At 54.1% G+C, this 16,451-nt stretch carries 11 protein-coding genes, 1 pseudogene and 2 riboswitches; of the genes and pseudogenes, 10 read left to right on the top strand and 2 right to left on the bottom strand.

Going from position 1 to position 16,451, the window contains the following annotated elements:
* The first annotated feature begins 60 nt into the window (after positions 1 to 60).
* Positions 61 to 208, top strand: a riboswitch (FMN riboswitch).
* Between the two features lie 127 nt (positions 209 to 335).
* On the top strand, positions 336 to 1,292 hold the full coding sequence (locus tag NST69_RS19710; RefSeq protein WP_340951594.1) for a DMT family transporter: 957 nt from the start codon (positions 336 to 338) through the stop codon (positions 1,290 to 1,292).
* A gap of 152 nt (positions 1,293 to 1,444) precedes the next feature.
* Here NST69_RS19710 and NST69_RS19705 read toward each other — a convergent pair whose 3' ends face one another.
* The gene (locus tag NST69_RS19705; RefSeq protein WP_340951597.1) at positions 1,445 to 2,602 is read right to left on the bottom strand and encodes a hypothetical protein; all 1,158 of its coding nucleotides are present in this window, start codon (positions 2,600 to 2,602) and stop codon (positions 1,445 to 1,447) included.
* A gap of 188 nt (positions 2,603 to 2,790) precedes the next feature.
* Here NST69_RS19705 and NST69_RS19700 point away from each other — a divergent pair, with 188 nt between their 5' ends.
* The 5 genes and pseudogenes from NST69_RS19700 to NST69_RS19680 all read left to right on the top strand — a co-directional run bounded on the left by NST69_RS19700 (position 2,791) and on the right by NST69_RS19680 (position 8,608).
* On the top strand, positions 2,791 to 3,456 hold the full coding sequence (locus NST69_RS19700; RefSeq protein ID WP_340951600.1) for a stage V sporulation protein AA: 666 nt from the start codon (positions 2,791 to 2,793) through the stop codon (positions 3,454 to 3,456).
* On the top strand, positions 3,453 to 3,878 hold the full coding sequence (locus tag NST69_RS19695) for a stage V sporulation protein AB (protein ID WP_340951603.1): 426 nt from the start codon (positions 3,453 to 3,455) through the stop codon (positions 3,876 to 3,878). The genes NST69_RS19700 and NST69_RS19695 overlap by 4 nt, the downstream gene beginning before the upstream one ends.
* Positions 3,879 to 4,977: 1,099 nt before the next feature.
* Positions 4,978 to 6,522 (top strand): annotated as a pseudogene (locus NST69_RS19690) (spore germination protein); the annotation flags it as partial.
* A gap of 192 nt (positions 6,523 to 6,714) precedes the next feature.
* Entirely contained in the window at positions 6,715 to 8,049 is a 1,335-nt protein-coding gene (lysA, locus tag NST69_RS19685) for a diaminopimelate decarboxylase (RefSeq protein WP_209870088.1), read from the top strand.
* A gap of 127 nt (positions 8,050 to 8,176) precedes the next feature.
* On the top strand, positions 8,177 to 8,608 hold the full coding sequence (locus tag NST69_RS19680; protein ID WP_036727386.1) for a peptidylprolyl isomerase: 432 nt from the start codon (positions 8,177 to 8,179) through the stop codon (positions 8,606 to 8,608).
* A gap of 380 nt (positions 8,609 to 8,988) precedes the next feature.
* Here the strand turns inward: NST69_RS19680 and NST69_RS19675 are convergent, their stop codons facing one another.
* Complete coding sequence (locus NST69_RS19675; RefSeq protein WP_340951606.1) at positions 8,989 to 9,750, bottom strand: TIGR02206 family membrane protein; 762 nt, start codon at positions 9,748 to 9,750, stop codon at positions 8,989 to 8,991.
* A 282-nt stretch (positions 9,751 to 10,032) separates the two neighbouring features.
* Here NST69_RS19675 and NST69_RS19670 point away from each other — a divergent pair, with 282 nt between their 5' ends.
* The 4 genes from NST69_RS19670 (at position 10,033) to ribE (ending at position 16,413) form a co-directional block, all read left to right on the top strand.
* On the top strand, positions 10,033 to 13,524 hold the full coding sequence (locus tag NST69_RS19670; RefSeq protein ID WP_342546961.1) for a collagen binding domain-containing protein: 3,492 nt from the start codon (positions 10,033 to 10,035) through the stop codon (positions 13,522 to 13,524).
* Between the two features lie 182 nt (positions 13,525 to 13,706).
* A complete protein-coding gene (mscL, locus tag NST69_RS19665; protein ID WP_340951608.1) occupies positions 13,707 to 14,108 on the top strand; it encodes a large conductance mechanosensitive channel protein MscL in 402 nt (133 codons plus the stop codon).
* A gap of 106 nt (positions 14,109 to 14,214) precedes the next feature.
* Positions 14,215 to 14,388: riboswitch (FMN riboswitch) on the top strand.
* A gap of 223 nt (positions 14,389 to 14,611) precedes the next feature.
* Entirely contained in the window at positions 14,612 to 15,718 is a 1,107-nt protein-coding gene (gene ribD, locus NST69_RS19660) for a bifunctional diaminohydroxyphosphoribosylaminopyrimidine deaminase/5-amino-6-(5-phosphoribosylamino)uracil reductase RibD (protein WP_340951610.1), read from the top strand.
* 26 nt (positions 15,719 to 15,744) lie between these two features.
* Positions 15,745 to 16,413 carry a riboflavin synthase gene (gene ribE / locus NST69_RS19655; protein WP_340951613.1) on the top strand — a complete coding sequence of 223 codons (669 nt, stop codon included), beginning with the start codon at positions 15,745 to 15,747 and terminating at the stop codon, positions 16,411 to 16,413.
* Positions 16,414 to 16,451 lie beyond the last annotated feature (38 nt).

Raw genomic sequence — 16,451 nt, 5'->3', positions numbered from 1 at the left:
AAAGCTGGACGAAATGAATAATCAGAGGTATTCTGGGATTGTGAAAATAATAACAGAATACAAGATTCTCGGGGTAAGGTGAAATTCCTGACCGGCGGTGATGTTCGTGAGAACTAAGCCCGCGACTCGTTACTCTATCACAAGAGGAAGCGACTGATCTGGTGACAATCCAGAGCCGACGGTAAAGTCCGGATGGGAGAGGATCATAAGATAAAGGCAGGCGGGTCTATTCCGTATGTCTTTATTGATAACGCCCCCGATGTTTGTCCTGTTCTCAGGACTCACGGGGGTTTTTGGTCTCTATCGAGGGTTTGTATCGACAAGGAGAATGAAAGATGAGTAATGTATCTGCTTCATCCCAAGGCGTGCGTACCGCACCGGTGCGCAGCGGATTCTGGCTGGTGGTTCTGGGGGCGGCCTTATGGGGAGTTGACCCGCTGTTCCGCATTATCCTGCTGAAATCCCTGACTTCGTCCCAGATTGTACTGCTTGAGCATGTTGTGCTCTTCCTGGTTGCCGCTCCGGTAATGTGGCGCAATCGCGCAGAGCTGAAGGGTGTCCGTCTGCGCCAGGCCGCAGCGCTGCTCGTGGTATCGTGGGGCGGCTCAGCCGTAGCGACCATTTTGTTCACCAAGGCCTTATCCAACGGAGACTTCAATGCCGTGCTGCTGCTCCAGAAGCTTCAGCCCTTGTTCGCCATTGGTCTTGCCGCTGTTATTCTAAAAGAACGCCTGCCGCGCAATTTCGCACCGCTGCTTATTGTTGCGCTGGCCGGGACGTACCTGCTGACCTTCGGCTGGACGATTCCCTTCGGCCATGTGAACAGCTTCATGGGCATAGGAAGCCTGATGGCGCTGGGCGCTGCTGCTTTGTGGGGCGGCTCTACAGTCATGGGCCGTTATCTGCTGGGCTCAATGAAATATGAGACAGTAACCTCACTGCGCTTCATTCTGGCGCTCCCGTTGCTGTTCGTAATTACAAGTATGGAAGGCGCCCCGTGGCAGATGAGCGGCGGAGTCAGCGGCTCGGCGGCAGTTGCCATTAACCTGCTGCTGCAGGCGCTGCTGCCCGGACTGCTCAGCATGCTGCTCTACTACAAGGGACTGAATACGACCAAAGCTTCGGTAGCAACCCTGGCCGAACTCAGCTTCCCGATGACCGGTATTCTGATTAACTGGGTGGTCTATCAGCAGCTTGTAACCTTGCCGCAGATTGTCGGCTTCGCGCTGATCTGGACGGCGCTGTTCTTCATCTCCAGTCAGCAGAGGGATCAGCTGCAGCCGGCCAAATAGAATTAACTTCATAGCGCTACAGTCTGAGGGGACATACCCCAGGACCTGGCGTAACATACAGAGAGGATGTTCCTACACGGCCGCGCCGTCCGGGAACATCCTCTTTGTTGTATAGGCAGACTCGGGGCAGGGGGGCCGCCGCTGGAGTGATTTTATTTCACATATGGAGTGACCTTAATGCTTTTGTACCCAAGCTCCTTAAGCTGCGCTGGTGCGATATACAGTCTGCTTGCCGAATTGAAGCTGTTCACAGGGGTGAGGACCGCGTGATTGCTACCGTTTGTAATTTTAAAGATGTAAGCAGCGGAAGGGTCGCCTGTTGCGCTAATGTTCATGACTTCGATCTTCCAGCCGAGGGCCGCTGCAAGCGGCTTCACCGGTATCCACTCTTGTCCGCCCTTAGTGAATATGGTGGATACATCCACACTTTTTCCGTCCAGATTCAGGTTGTGTTCATAGGCTAAGGTGATCGGCATCTCCGTGACAGGCAGCTCTTTCAGCAGCATCCCCTTAGGGAATGTGACTTCCGGTCTTGAAGATGGAGCAGCAGGGAACAAGGCTTCAAGCTCGCGGGCATCCTTGACCAGCCGTGACGATCCGTCCTTCAGATTATAGATCCATGGGAGGCGTTTGGGCTCGTTTTTGACATATTGCAGCAGTCCCTTCGACAAGTTCCAGTTGTTCAAGGTCCCCCTCAGCAGCTCCTGCCGCTTCCCGGTGGACGGATCGTACGTACTGATCACATTCTGCCTGGCAGCCTCATTATATCCGCTCTCAAGCAGCGTATGCTGGTTAATCCACCGGGCATTGTAGTACCGCTGAGTAGCATAATAGACAGATACTTTGCCAGTCGCCGTATTTTTCAAATACTGATCACCGAATTTCGCGATATAGCCGTCCGGCTGCCGTTCATAACGGGAACGCTCCAGAACACCCCAGCGGCCATCAGGAGAGAGGGCGTATTCGCTTTTGCGCATAATGGACTGGCTCTGCGTATCATAGACATAGGCTTGCTCCGGATCATCCATCCCCGTCAATTGCAAGTTCCCGCTGTCACTCTTCCGGAAATGTGGAAAAGCCTCCGGCCATTTACTATATGTCCCATCCGGCTGCCGGGCAATGACAGCATTGATGAACTGGTTCCCGTCCAATTGACTCACCGAATACAGCTGGACGTTGCTGCTCTTGCTGGTATAGGAATCGTATACCTCGATCTTCTCGGCTGCATGTGCTGTGAGCGGCGCAGCGAATGCCAGAAGCATCGATGCAGAGAGAACCATCCGTAAGGAGTGGTGCAATGCTTGTCTCATATGAACTTCCATCCCTTCTGTGTAAATAACTGTAACTATAGACGGCCCTGAGGCAGGAAAAGTTTCGGTGGTCCTGCGTAAGTCACGATGAATTGCGGAGGAGAAGAGTAAAAATAAGCCTTTTTTCCCATACTACCCTTATTCTTGCCGTAGGACCGCATCACACCTGAGCTTAAGGAGGCCCGCAGATGAACACTGATTCCCCGGCTACATGCATATATATCCAGCTTAAGAACCGGGTGACGGTGCCCAAGGGCAAGGGGGTGCTGCTGCGCGATGTCGCTTATCTGATCACTGATCCGCAGTGGCGGGAGCCGCTCTATACACTGCTTGTGCTTCAGCCGAAGGAGAGTGACGGCAATCTGATCCTGATTGATCTGCTGACCGTCATTCCCCGGATTCAGGATGTGTACCCCGATGCGGAGATTCAGCCGATTGGCGAAGGCCGCACCATTGTCCAGATTGAAGGTCCGTCTACGGCTGCTAAACCTTCTATAGCCCTGTTCGTGCTGGTCTGGCTGCTGCTGTTCTTCGGCTCGGCGCTGACGATTATGAATTTCCATGCCGATGTCAGCATGCTGGAGGTACAGATCCGGATTGTGGAGATGCTGACCGGCCACAAGGACGAGCATCCTTATCTGTTTCAGATCGCCTATTCGCTGGGCATCGGGTTTGGGATGGTGATTTTTTTCAATCATTTGTTCAAAAAGAAATGGAACGAGGAGCCTACCCCTCTTGAGGTGGAAATGTTTCTGTATCAGAAGAATATCGATCAATATGTAATCAACGAGGAGTACCGCAAAATGAAACGCCGCAGGGACGAGGCGCCCGGCAGCCGGGAGGGGAGCACATGACCGCACCAATGTCACTCGGACTTCATCTGCTGCTTGGGATTGCCGGGGGAATCGCAGTGGGCGGCGGGGTGATTGCGCTATTCGTAGTGCTGGACCTCATCCCCCGGCTGGCGCAGCTTACCTCCTCCTATGACAAGGTTCACTGGTATGAGGGAGCGATGGTCGGCGGTTCCCTGCTGGGGACGGTGAGCGATTTCTGGAACTGGAAAATGGCGGCCGGCCCGCTGATTGAGCTGGGGGTCGGCCTGTTCAACGGCATATTTATCGGCATGCTGGCGGCGGCTCTGACGGAGGTGCTGAATGTCCTGCCAATCCTGGCTAAACGTCTGCATATGACCCATCTGCTGCTTGGTCTCTTAATGGCGATGGTATGCGGCAAGGTAGCGGGGTCGTTGTTCGACTTTTTTGTATATCAACAGTAAAGGGGGCTGGGGAGTGAGGTATATTCACAGCGGTGATCAGATAGAGACGGATCAAAAGAAGGACCGTTCTGCGCAGCAGAAATCGCCGGAGAAAAAGGCGCCGGAGCAGGAAGAGCAACCGGCTGCGTCCCAGAGCGGCATAGGACAGGAGCTGGAGGCGTCAGCGGAGCTGGGCGCGGTGACGGGGCAGAAGCCGCCGGAGCAAAAAGAGCAACCGGCTGCATCCCAGAGCGACATAGGAAAGGAGCTGGAGGCATCAGCGGAGCTGGGCGCGGTGACGCGCCCGATTGAGGGCGGGCAGGAGAGCCCGTCGGGCCTGGATGCTGCTCCGTCAAATAGTGGCGGGGATACTGGTGGCGGCAAGAACGCAGTAACTGGAGAAGGTGAGGATAGCGGCGGTAAGAACGCAGCAACTGGAGAAGGTGAGGATAGCAGCGGTAAGAACGCTGCATCTGGAGATGGCGGGGCTGTCGGCGGGAAAGATGCTGCGGCTACAGATAATGAGGCCAGTCCCGGCGATGATCCCGCCTCCGAGAACGGAGACGGTCAGGAATCGTCCGGCGGAGGAATCAAAGGGTTCTTCAGCAGTCTGTTCGGCGACGATGCCGGGCCGGAGGAAGCATCTGCGGAATCCGGTACGGGAGACCAGGCAGCAGACGATTCGCAGCAGGGAATACAAGGTGCAGAAGATTCTGCCTCCGCCGGTTTTGCAGGCCCGGAATCAGCAGATTCCGAAGGTGCGGGTGCACCCGGGCAGACCGGAGCTGCACAGGCAGGGACAGATCATTCAGGAACGGATCATTCAGCTGCGGATTCCGGAGCGGGACAGGGAGCCCATGAAGACGGCAGAGGCCAGTCTCAGGATATGGAAACCTCGGACGAGTTGGGGGCTCAGACGCAGGATAAGAGCCATAAAGGCTTTTTTGCCAGATTATTTGGAGATGATGAAGAGCCTGAGGATCAGGAGGACGGTCAGGAAGCTGGTCAGCCCCAGCAGCCGGAGCAGTCTGCCCCCAAGCAGTCTGCCCTTAAGAAGTCCGCCCCTAAGAAGGCCAAAGCCGGTCAGGGAGCGGATTCTGCAAGCAAGTCCAATGACCCTCTGCAGCAAAAACGTGACAATGAACGCTCTGACTCCCTGGAGCAGTCGATTACTTATTGGCAAGGCAACGACAAGATCCCGCAATCCCTGGCTGATGCGAAGAATACACTGACCGAGGTACTTGGGCTGGGCTCCTCCTTCGATATTGTGTTCAGGGAAATGTCCTTCGGCGGGAAAAGTGCGGCGCTGCTCTGCATCAGCGGCTTCGCCAAGGATACGATTATCGATGAAATTCTGAAGCGCCTGACGTATCTGACCCCCGAAAATGTATCGACAGATGTACTCGCCAGCTTCATGAGTGAATATATTCCCCATGTCCAGGTGGAAAAAGGCGAGCTGTTCAGCGAGAGCATCAACAAAGTGTTAGCCGGCATGAGCGCGTTCTTCATTGAAGGGGAATCGCAGGTTATCATCATGGATACCCGTTCGTATCCTTCCCGCAGCCCGGATGAGCCGTCGATTGAGCGGGTGGTCCGCGGATCGCGGGACGGCTTCACAGAGACGCTGCTAAGCAACGTGGCTCTGGTTAGAAGACGTATCCGCGACCCTGGGCTGAAGCTGGAGATGCATCAGATTGGACGGCGGACCCGGACAGATGTCTGCTTAGCTTACATCGATGATATCGTGGATAAGACCCAGGTGCAGGCCGTTACGGACAAGCTGAAAAGCGTCAATCTCGACGGCATTCCCCTGGCGGACAAGCAGCTGGAGGAAGCGATTGTCGGCGGCGGCTGGAACCCCTATCCGCTGGTCCGTTATTCGGAACGGCCGGATATTGTCGCTTCCCATCTGCTGGAGGGCCGGGTGGTTGTGTTTGTCGATACTTCTCCGAGTGTCATGGTGCTGCCGACGACGTTTTTTGATCTGTGCCAGCATGCGGAAGAGAACCGCCAGACGCCTTTTATGGGAACCTATCTCCGCTGGGTCCGCTTCATCGGGATCTTTGCATCGATGTTCCTGCTTCCGCTATGGATGCTGATGGTTCTCCATCCGGAGCTGAAGCCCGGCATGCTTGATTTCATCGGTCCGCAAAAATCAGCCAATCTCCCGCTCATTGCCCAGTTCCTGATCGTTGAGCTGGGGGTAGACCTGCTGCGGATGGCTGCAGTGCATACACCGACGCCGCTCGGCTCCGCGATGGGGCTGATCGCTGCCATTCTGGTGGGTGATATCGCCGTACAGACCGGGCTGTTTGTCAATGAAGTGGTGCTCTATATGGCGGTGGCCTCTATAGGGATGTTTGCAACGCCGAGCTACGAGCTGGGGCTGGCCAACCGGATTGTCCGGCTTGCGCTGCTGCTGGCGGTGGCTGCTTACGGCATCCCCGGCTTCATGATCGGGACGACGCTGCTGGTGGTGCTGCTGACCACGCACCGTTCGTATAACTCTCCTTACATGTGGCCGTTTATACCATTTAATGCAAAAGCCATGGCGGAGATCCTCCTGCGTCAGCCGGTGCTCAGCTCCAAAACAAGGCCATCCTTCAACAAAACAAGAGATAGCACCCGGATGCCTGAGCATAAGGATGCCCCGCGCAAGTCGTAGGAAAATACAAATCAACTGCAAAAAAGTCCATTCAATGGTGTTCCCTCTGTCTGTTATACTGAATATACTGAACAGCCCCGCAATAAGCCGGATCTGTATTCTGAGCATCTGTTTCAGGAACGCATCGGGGCCCCAAATCATATACTAGACAGGGTGGAACGGATGATTCCACAGAAATTGGAGGACTGCGCAATGTTTTTACACGGGACGAGCCGAATCAATGATGCAGGGCATTTGGAGATCGGCGGATGTGATGTAACCGAATTGAAGGCGGAGTATGGGACACCGCTATATATAGTGGACGAGCAATTGGTCCGCCGCCGCTGCCGCGAGTATATGGAGGCGTTCACAGCTTCCGGTCTCGGGTTCCAGGTGGCTTATGCCAGCAAGGCGTTCTCGACAATGGCGATGTGCCGGCTTGCGGATGAGGAAGGCCTGTCGCTGGACGTGGTCTCCGATGGAGAGCTGTATACTGCGCTGCAAGCCGGTTTCCCGGCGGAACGCATTCATTTCCACGGCAATAATAAGACACCGGATGAGATTGAGATGGCGATCGATGCAGGGATTGGCTGCTTTGTCGCCGATAATCTGGTGGAGCTCCGTCTGCTTCAGTCCATTGCCGCCCGCAGAGAAGTGACTGTTAATATTCTGCTGCGCGTTACGCCTGGAGTGGAAGCCCATGCCCATCATGCCTACGCATCGACAGGACAGACCGACTCCAAATTCGGCTTTGATATCGGCAACGGCTCGGCCCGTGAAGCGGTCAGTCTGGCTGACAGCCTGGCTAATCTGAACCTGCTCGGCGTGCATTCGCATATCGGGTCGCAGATTTTTGAGACCGAGGGCTTCCAGCTTGCCGTTGAACGTATTGCCGAGTTCACCCGTACCGTCAAGGAAGAGCTGGGAATCTCCTTCCCTGTAGTCAACCTGGGTGGAGGCTTTGGAATCCGTTATGTGGACGGCGATACGCCGCTGCAGGTGTCCGAATATGTCGCAGCCATCACAGATGCAGTGAAGACCCACTTCGCTGGCATTAACGATTCGCTGCCGCAGATCTGGGTAGAGCCGGGCCGCAGTATCGTAGGGGATGCCGGAACGACTCTGTACACGGTTGGAACCAGCAAGGAAATTCCGGGAGTGCGCAAATATGTAGCTGTTGACGGCGGCATGACCGATAATCCGCGTCCGGCCCTGTATGAATCCAAGTACGAAGCGCTGTTGGCAAGCCGTGCGACTGAGCCTAACGTGGAGAAGGTATCCATCGCCGGCAAATGCTGTGAGAGCGGCGATATGCTGATCTGGGACGTTGAGCTGCCTAAGGTGGAGAGCGGCGATCTTCTGGCTGTGGCCTGCACAGGCGCCTACAATTACTCCATGGCCAGCAACTACAACCGTATCCGCCGTCCGGCGGTGGTGTTCGTGCAGAACGGGCAGAGCGATCTGGTTGTACGCCGCGAGTCCCATCAGGACATTGTTGCCAATGATATTGTGCCTGCACGGATTGCCAAACAAGCCGTTACGAAATAAGAAGACTATAGGGTTGTGCTATAGCGGCAGGCGGGAAGACATCCCGCTTGCTTTGCTTTGTGCTCCGTTTCATAGTAAACTAATAAACGTGTTCTACATTTGTCATTTCGAAAGGGGTCATTTACATATGGCTAAGCAAGCGAAAATTACACTCGAAAACGGCGGCGTTGTGCTGATCGACTTGTTCGATCAGGATGCGCCTAATACAGTAGCAAACTTTGAGAAGCTGGCAAAAGACGGCTTCTACAACGGATTGTTGTTCCACCGCGTGATTCCAGGCTTCGTAGCACAAGGCGGCTGCCCGAACGGAACAGGCACCGGCGGTCCTGGCTACACCATCAACTGCGAGATCAACCCGAACAAGCACGAGCGCGGCTCCCTGGCTATGGCCCATGCCGGCAAGAACACAGGCGGAAGCCAGTTCTATATCGCTTACGCTCCACAGCCGCACCTTGACGGAGTACACACAGTATTCGGTAAAGTGGTTGAAGGCATGGATCTGGTTGACGCTTTCAAAGGCCGCGACAAGATGACCACCGTTGAAATTGTAGAAGCTTAATACAAGTACTCCATTGACGCTATAGGGGGAGGTTCTCCTCTTCCTAAGGCATCGCCGAAGCACCCGGCTGGGTATCCAGCCGGGTGCTTTTTGCCGTACGGAGAATTGTACGAATAGCAGTTGGATTTCCTCCACTTGCTCAGGAGCTGAGGAAAACTTGTCAGGAAACAGTTGGAAAAACAGCACTTAAAATGCTGCAAATCGAACAGAGTGGAGTGAATACACGAAATTAAATGACGTTTATCCAATTAATTTCCTCGAAAGCTCCAAATCATCCGAAACAAGATACGTTATTCCAACTAATGTGCCCCTGAATCCGCAGAAAGTCGGCGCTTAGCCGGAATGAGGAGCACAAGTGCCCCTGAATCCATCCCCTCCGTTTACCTGCCAAGTTTCCCGCGGGCTGCGGCACGGCGGGCGGTGTACAGCTCCGGCAGCTTGAAGAAAATCAGGAACATCAGGAGGAAGATGACGAAGGCGAAGGCTTCTTCAACCAGCAGATAGTAAGGATAAGGGCCGAAATAGTCCAGTACCGAGAACGTGCTGGGCTTGTGCATCAGGAACATATAGTTGGAGTCCAGCAGGACATTGGCGGCGTAGACGCACGCGGCGACAAGGTTCAGGCAGAGCATGGTGAAAAACAGCGAGCGCCAATTGGGCTTATACCCTTCGACCCAGGTCATGTACAGGGATGCAAGTATGATCGACCCGTGGGCGATGAAGAACAGCAGGAAGCGGAAATGCGGAAACGGATAGACCAGATTAGGGGTAAGCAGGGCAATGAATGCACCGCCGATTCCGGCAAAATATAGAAAGCTGTACAGCAGTCTGCTGCGCGTGAGCAGCATCACGACCGACAGGAGCAGGGTAATTCCGCATAGTTCCAGCGGCAGGGAGGAGCTTCGGCTCCAGCTGTCATGGGACAGATACCAGACATGCAGGCCTCCCTCAGAAGCAGCCAGCAGCAGGATCAGCAGCAGGCGTACGCCTAACCGCAGGCCGGACCGGATGCGCAGGGCGAAGCGGGCCCCAAAGAGCGCCAGGCAGCATAGCGCAATGACAGACAGGGCAACGAGATGAGAGGCGGATAGCATGACGAAATCGCTGTCACGGGCACGCTCCCAGAATAAAGTTCGGTTCACTTGAAATCTCTCCTTGAATCCTGAAGTAAGGGTTGCCTAATAATTTCTTTAATTTTAACCATTTCTGATTCTAAAGTTCTACTCTTAGGTGATATAAGTATATATCGTCTGTAGTGGGCAGAAAAGTCAGGTTTACTAGTTTATTTACATAAGATGGACTCTTAGCCCGTATACATAACGAAACTTCAGGTGGAGTGTGTCCTTACCGGTGCGTTCAGCAGCCATCTTTGTTTGCAGGTATGCTTCAAATCATTCAATCGAAAGAACGGGGGCTTATGGGAAATGGTGAAAAAAAGAACAAGCCTGGCAGTAGTCCTGGTCATGTTATTTGTGCAATTGGTCTCAGGGCTGGGCTTCACCCGGCAGGCTACAGCGGCGGCCATTGAACAGGACCGGGACATTATTACGAGCGTATCCATGGCGGTATATGGTCCGGATGGACAGACGGTGACAGGCAGTGTGTATGATGTGGATTCCACCGTGAGGCTGGACTATACCTGGTCGCTTCCTAACGGCCACGGCTATAGCCAGGGAGACACTTTTGCTTTCCAGCTTCCCGAGCAGTTCCAGCTCTTCAATGACATTCAGGGCGGACTGGAATCGGACGATGGGACGGTAGGCACATTCACGGTCAGCCAGGCTACCCATCAGGTGGTGATGACCTTCAATGATTACATCGAGAGTCATGCCAATGTGCAGGGGACCTTACGTATTAATACCCAATTTGATAAAAAAGTGATCAGCGGCAGCACCGTCCAGCAGATTCTGTTCCCGGTGAACGGCGGAGTCCAAACGGTTACGGTATCGTTCAAGCCCACTGTAGGCTCGACGATTACCAAGAAGGGAATCTCCAGCGGCTTCAACGCGGATCATATTGACTGGACCGTCGATGTGAACAAAAGACTGGAGCCGGTAAGCGGCGCTGCTGTGACCGACCCGATTCCTGCCGGGCTGGCACTGGACAGCACGGTTACACTTGCCGTCTACCAGCTGAATGTTCAGCTTGACGGCACAGTTACGCAAGGCCAGCTGGTAGACAGCAGCAAATATACTGCCGGTGTCTCCGGCGGGACGCTGAAGCTTCAGTTCACGGACTCTGTGATTACAGGGGCATACCGTATCGCTTATACCACGCAGGTAGTGAGTGATAACTTGTCCAGCTTCACCAACCAGGCAACCTTCACAGGGGACGGCCGTGATCCGGTAAGCGCATCGGATACAGTAGTCATTGAACGAGGCGGCAGCCTTAACAAAAAAGTCGTCCGTTATGACTGGGGCACTCAGACCATTAACTGGGCTATCGAATACAACTACAATAACCGGACGATCTCCCCGGAGAACGCGGTGTTGACGGATGTGTTCAACAGCTCCCAGGTGCTCCTGGAGAACTCGGTGCGGATCTATCCGGTTACGCTGAATGCAGCCGGAGAAGCTGCTAAGGGCACGGCACTGAATGCAGGCAGTAATTACACAGTAACGCCTGTTAGCGGCGAATCCGGCAACGGATTCAGACTGGAGTTCAAGAATACAGTGAAATCAGCTTATCTGATCGAATATACGACCAAAGCCGCAGACCGTGTGTTTGGCGATACGAAGATTACCAACACTGTCTCTGACAGTACCTATAGCAGCAACGCTACTCAACTGATCCGGCCTATTATTATCTATAAGAATCTGTCCGGGGTGGATTACAACAAACACACGACAGACTGGAAAATCACGTTCAACGGTGACAATTATCCAATGAACGAAGTAGTGGTTACCGACAGCTTCCCGCAGGGAGGACAGAAGTACATCTCAGGTTCACTGGTGGTCCGTACTCTTTCCGGCACAGTGATCCCTCCATCGGCTTATACCCTGATTGTGAATTCACCGGCACAGCCTAATAAAGGCTTCCAGGTGGAGTTCAACGCACCGGTTACAGGCACTTATACCATTAGTTATCAGACGGAATTCAGCAATGACTGGCTTACCGGCAATACGAATGATTTCATCAACGTGGCCCGGATTGACTGGAAGGACAGCCAGAACAAGCCACAGTGGACTGAAGCCAGCGGGAAGTTCATTCCTAATTCCGAGGTGAAGAACAACGGGTTCAAGTCAGGAACGTATGATGCTTCTGCCAAAGAGCTGACCTGGACCGTAGGTGTTAATTACAACAGCAAATCCATTGCTGATCCTGTAGTAACGGATATACTGGGTGATGGTCAGTCCCTTGTACCTGGCTCACTTAAGGTATACAAGATGAATATTGCCAAGGATGGAACGCATAGTCCTGGCGCTGAGGTGGACGGTACTGAGTTCAGCTATAGCGTGGGAAGCGGCAATGAGCTGAGAGTTGATTTTGACAAAGCCATTAATTCGCCTTATTATATCGTGTTCAAGACCAGTCTGGCCGGACAGCTAATTGGAACCAAGGTAGCCAATACAGCGAACCTGCTGGATGGCACGAAGAAGGTATCGAAGGATCTGAAGGCCAGCGTAGATATCCCGCACGGGGATGAATATGTGTTCAAGGACGGCGCGCAGAACGGAGATAAGCTGAACTGGACCATTGCGATCAACCGGACCCAGTCCCATGTAAAAGATGCCGTGATCACCGATGTGCCAAGCACGAATCAGATCCTGCTGCCGGACAGCTTCCAGCTCTACCGTACGGTTACGGCCGTGAACGGAGAGGTCACGAAGAGCGGCCCTCCGCTGGTGAAGGATACCGATTACACCTTAACTATCAGCGCCGATGCACAGGGCAGACAATCCTTCGTCTTAAGCTTCCCTGGTGACATCCATTCCGCTTATGTGCTGGAATATCAGTCGCTGATCGTTGCGAACACTGGCGATAAGCTGGTTAACTCTGTGAGCTTCAGCGGCAATAACGTCAAGCTTATCACCAAGGAGACGACCAAGGAGATTATCGTAGGAGTGTCCAGCGGTTCGGGAACAGGCAGCGGCGTCAGAGGGACGCTTAATGTCTTCAAGCTGGAAGCAGGCAATGTTGCAAAACCGCTGGCGGGAGCTACCTATGAGCTATACCGTCTGAACGGAAATGACCGGGTGCTAGTGAATACCCGCACCACTGATGCAGCAGGCATCGCGGCGTTCAACAACCTGTGGCTGGGCAGTTATGTACTGATTGAAACAATAGCACCGCAGGGCTATGTGCTTGATTCCACCGAGCATCCGGTGACAATCGGCTCATCGGCCGTGCTGAATCTTACCTTGTATAATAAGCTGGCGGAGCAGCCAACGCCGACAGTAACACCGACACCGACTGTAACTCCTGTGCCGACTGAGAGACCTGTAGAGACTACAGTTCCGACTACAGTTCCATCGCCAGTGCCTACAGATTCTACGGGGCCAGAGGCTACACCTGTTCCGACATCACCTACTGGAGGTCCGGTATTTACTCCGGTTCCCACACCTGCCGGTACATTCGAACCGGGAGTCATTATCGATGATCCGCAGATTCCTGCAGGACCAGGCTTGCCGGGAACTCCGCAGCCCTCGGCTCCGGCAGCAACTGTGACTCCGGGACCGGCAGCACCTGAAGTGGTGACGCCAATCGACGATAATATCCCGCTGGGCAATCCGGAAGTAGATGTTGAAGACGATCCGGTTCCGCAAGGGACGGTCTCGGGTACAAACGACGGCAGCGGCAGACTGCCGCAGACCGGCGAGAGCAGCCCGCTGCCGATCTACCTGACGGGTGCAGCCCTGATTCTGGGCGGCTTCATCCTCAGCCGGGTATTCCGCAGAACACGCAAGCAGGACTAGGCAGAATTAGAGCAGCAGAATAAGGGTACAGCAGGTACGGGGACGCTCAGCGTTCCCGTACCTTTTTGGAATATATAGCGGCTGTATCGCAAACTATATACCGTTTATACATTTTTCTGCCTGCAGGTTGCTATAAATGCTATAATAATTTCAAATTCAAAGTTTCGGAGGGATGGTTCGTCATGTGGAAGGAATTCAAAAGCTTCGCCATGAAAGGGAATGTACTTGATCTGGCGGTTGCCGTAATCATTGGAGCGGCATTCGGCAAAATTGTTACCTCGCTGGTGGGAGACATCATTATGCCGCTTATCGGTCTGATTAGCGGAGGGATTGATCTGAAGGAGCTTAGCTTCGGAACGGGAGACGCTGAGGTGAAATACGGTATGTTTCTGCAGACCGTGGTCGACTTCTTCATTATTTCCTTCTCCATCTTCATGGTGGTGAAGCTGAGTACCCGGTTCAGACGTAAGGAGACCGTCAAAGTTGAGGTTGTGGAGACACCTGCTCCGGCACCGGATGTGGTCCTGCTGACGGAAATCCGCGATCTGCTGAGAGCGGACAAGCAGCGTGAGACGGGTGTATAAGGGAATTAAGTTACATAAATATAGTAAATTTCCGAAGCACACTTGCATTTCCCGCAGTGAAGTGATAATTTTGTTGTAGGCGTAACTTGGTATTGAACTGAATAGATCAATCCTTCAGGGCAGGGTGTGATTCCCTACCGGCGGTGATGTTGACGGATCTGGCTGAATATAGCTGGTTCCGGTGCTTAGTCCGCTACCCGCTTCGTATGATATAGATACGGACGGTGGACCCGGTGTAATTCCGGGACCGACAGTATAGTCTGGATGGAAGAAGGAGAGATTCACGCGCCGCGCTTGCAACAGGCGGCCGAGCAGCAGTGTTTTCGGAACTTATGTGCGAACTTTCACAATGCCGGAGGTCCGGCGTTTATTTACGCATATTTTCTTTGCTGCGATCACCTCTCGTATATCCCGTCTTGAACTCCTCCTGGAGATTGAGACGGGTTTTTCTGTTTATAGTTTGGTACACATAAAGACTACAGCCTTGGGATAGGAGGCAAGACATGGATAAGATGAACGATGAGTTTTACATGTCCCTTGCGCTGGATATGGCGGAGCGGGCACAGGGCCAGACGGGAATTAATCCTGTGGTCGGCTGCGTAGTTGTGAAGGACGGCGCCATGATCGGGATTGGAACCCATCTGCAGCGCGGAACCGGACACGCCGAGGTGCATGCGCTCAATATGGCAGCCGGTAAAGCGCAAGGGAGTACAGCCTATGTTACGTTGGAGCCTTGCAGTCATTACGGCATTACGCCTCCTTGCAGCCAGCGTCTGATCGATGAAGGCGTGGCCAGGGTGGTTGTCGCCTGTGAGGATCCCAACCCTCAGGTGGCAGGCCGGGGAATTGCGATGCTGCGCGAGCAAGGGATTGATGTTGAAGTAGGTCTGCTGCGGGGCCGGGCGCTGCGGCTGAACGAGAAGTTCATCAAGTATATTTTGACGAAGCAGCCGTTCGTAACCTTGAAGAGCGCCAGCACACTGGACGGCAAAATCGCCACCCGGACCGGAGACAGCAAGTGGATCTCGAATGCTGAGGCACGGGAGATCGTACATACCCTGCGTCATCGCCATCAGGGGATTATGGTCGGGGTGAATACGGTGATTGCCGATAACCCTTCGCTGACGACTAGACTGAATGTACCCGGGCGGAATCCGGTGCGGATTATCATTGACTCCTCGCTGCGCCTTCCGCTGGACAGCGCTGTGGTCAAGGACGGACTCGCGCCTACGGTGGTTGTGACGACAGAGGCAGCCGATCCTGACCGCAGAGCAGCGCTGCTGGCTGCAGGGTTAGAGGTGATTGCTGCGGGCAGCGGTCCGCGTGTGGATCTGCAGGCGGCTATGGCTGCGCTCGGTGCAATGGAGATTGGGTCCATTCTGCTGGAAGGCGGCGGAACGCTGAATGGGGCGATGCTTGCAGAGGGACTGGTTGACCGGGTGGTTCTCTTCTTCGCTCCGAAGATTGTCGGCGGCGGCGCGCAAGCAGCGGGTACCTTCGACTTCGGGGGTGTGGAGCTGATGCGTGATGCCATCCAGCTTGAAGGATTGGAAGTGGAATTGCTCGGGGATAATGTGTGTATCAGCGGCACCCCGGTTCCTCAGCAGTAACCGAATATTCAGGAAGGAGGGATGGTATGTTTACCGGCTTAATTGAAGAGGTGGGAGTTCTGCGCAGCGTCACCAGCGGCGGGGAGATGATGGTGCTGAATATCGGCGCCTCGCTCATTATGGGAGATCTGAAGATTGGCGACAGTGTGGCGGTCAATGGAGTCTGTCTCACGGCAACCTCACTCGGCGACCATCATTTCACCGTTGACGTCATGCCTGAGACTTACCGCAACAGTACGCTCAAGGAGCTGCGCACCGGGTCCAAAATGAATCTGGAACGCGCCATGGCTGCCGGCGGACGCTTCGGAGGGCATATTGTCCAGGGGCATGTGGATGGAACCGCTGAGATCCGCAGCGTCAGGCGCGATCAGAATGCAGTGGTGTTCGAGATTGCCCCGGACCGCAAATCCCTGTTCAAATTCATCATTCCCAAAGGCTCCATTACGATAGACGGCATCAGCCTTACGGTTGTGAGGACGGAAGCCGATACCTTCACCGTATCGATTATCCCGCACACGCTGGGAGAGACGGTGCTGGCCCACAAGCGGGCGGGAGACCGGGTGAATATCGAATGTGATGTGCTCGGTAAATACGTGGACCATCTGCTCCATTACGGTTCGCGTGCGGGCAATGAAGATGATGGGGGAAGCTCGAAGATCAGCCATGATTTTTTGGCGGCCAACGGGTTCGTATAATCTATAGATCAGGCATACGGCAAGCCGTCAGGCAAGCG

The sequence above is a fragment of the Paenibacillus sp. FSL P2-0089 genome (genome assembly GCF_038595095.1).
GTDB lineage: Bacteria > Bacillota > Bacilli > Paenibacillales > Paenibacillaceae > Paenibacillus_AQ > Paenibacillus_AQ silagei.
Note: the sequence above shows the minus strand (reverse complement) of the source record. Positions and strands in the feature narration are given on the sequence as shown.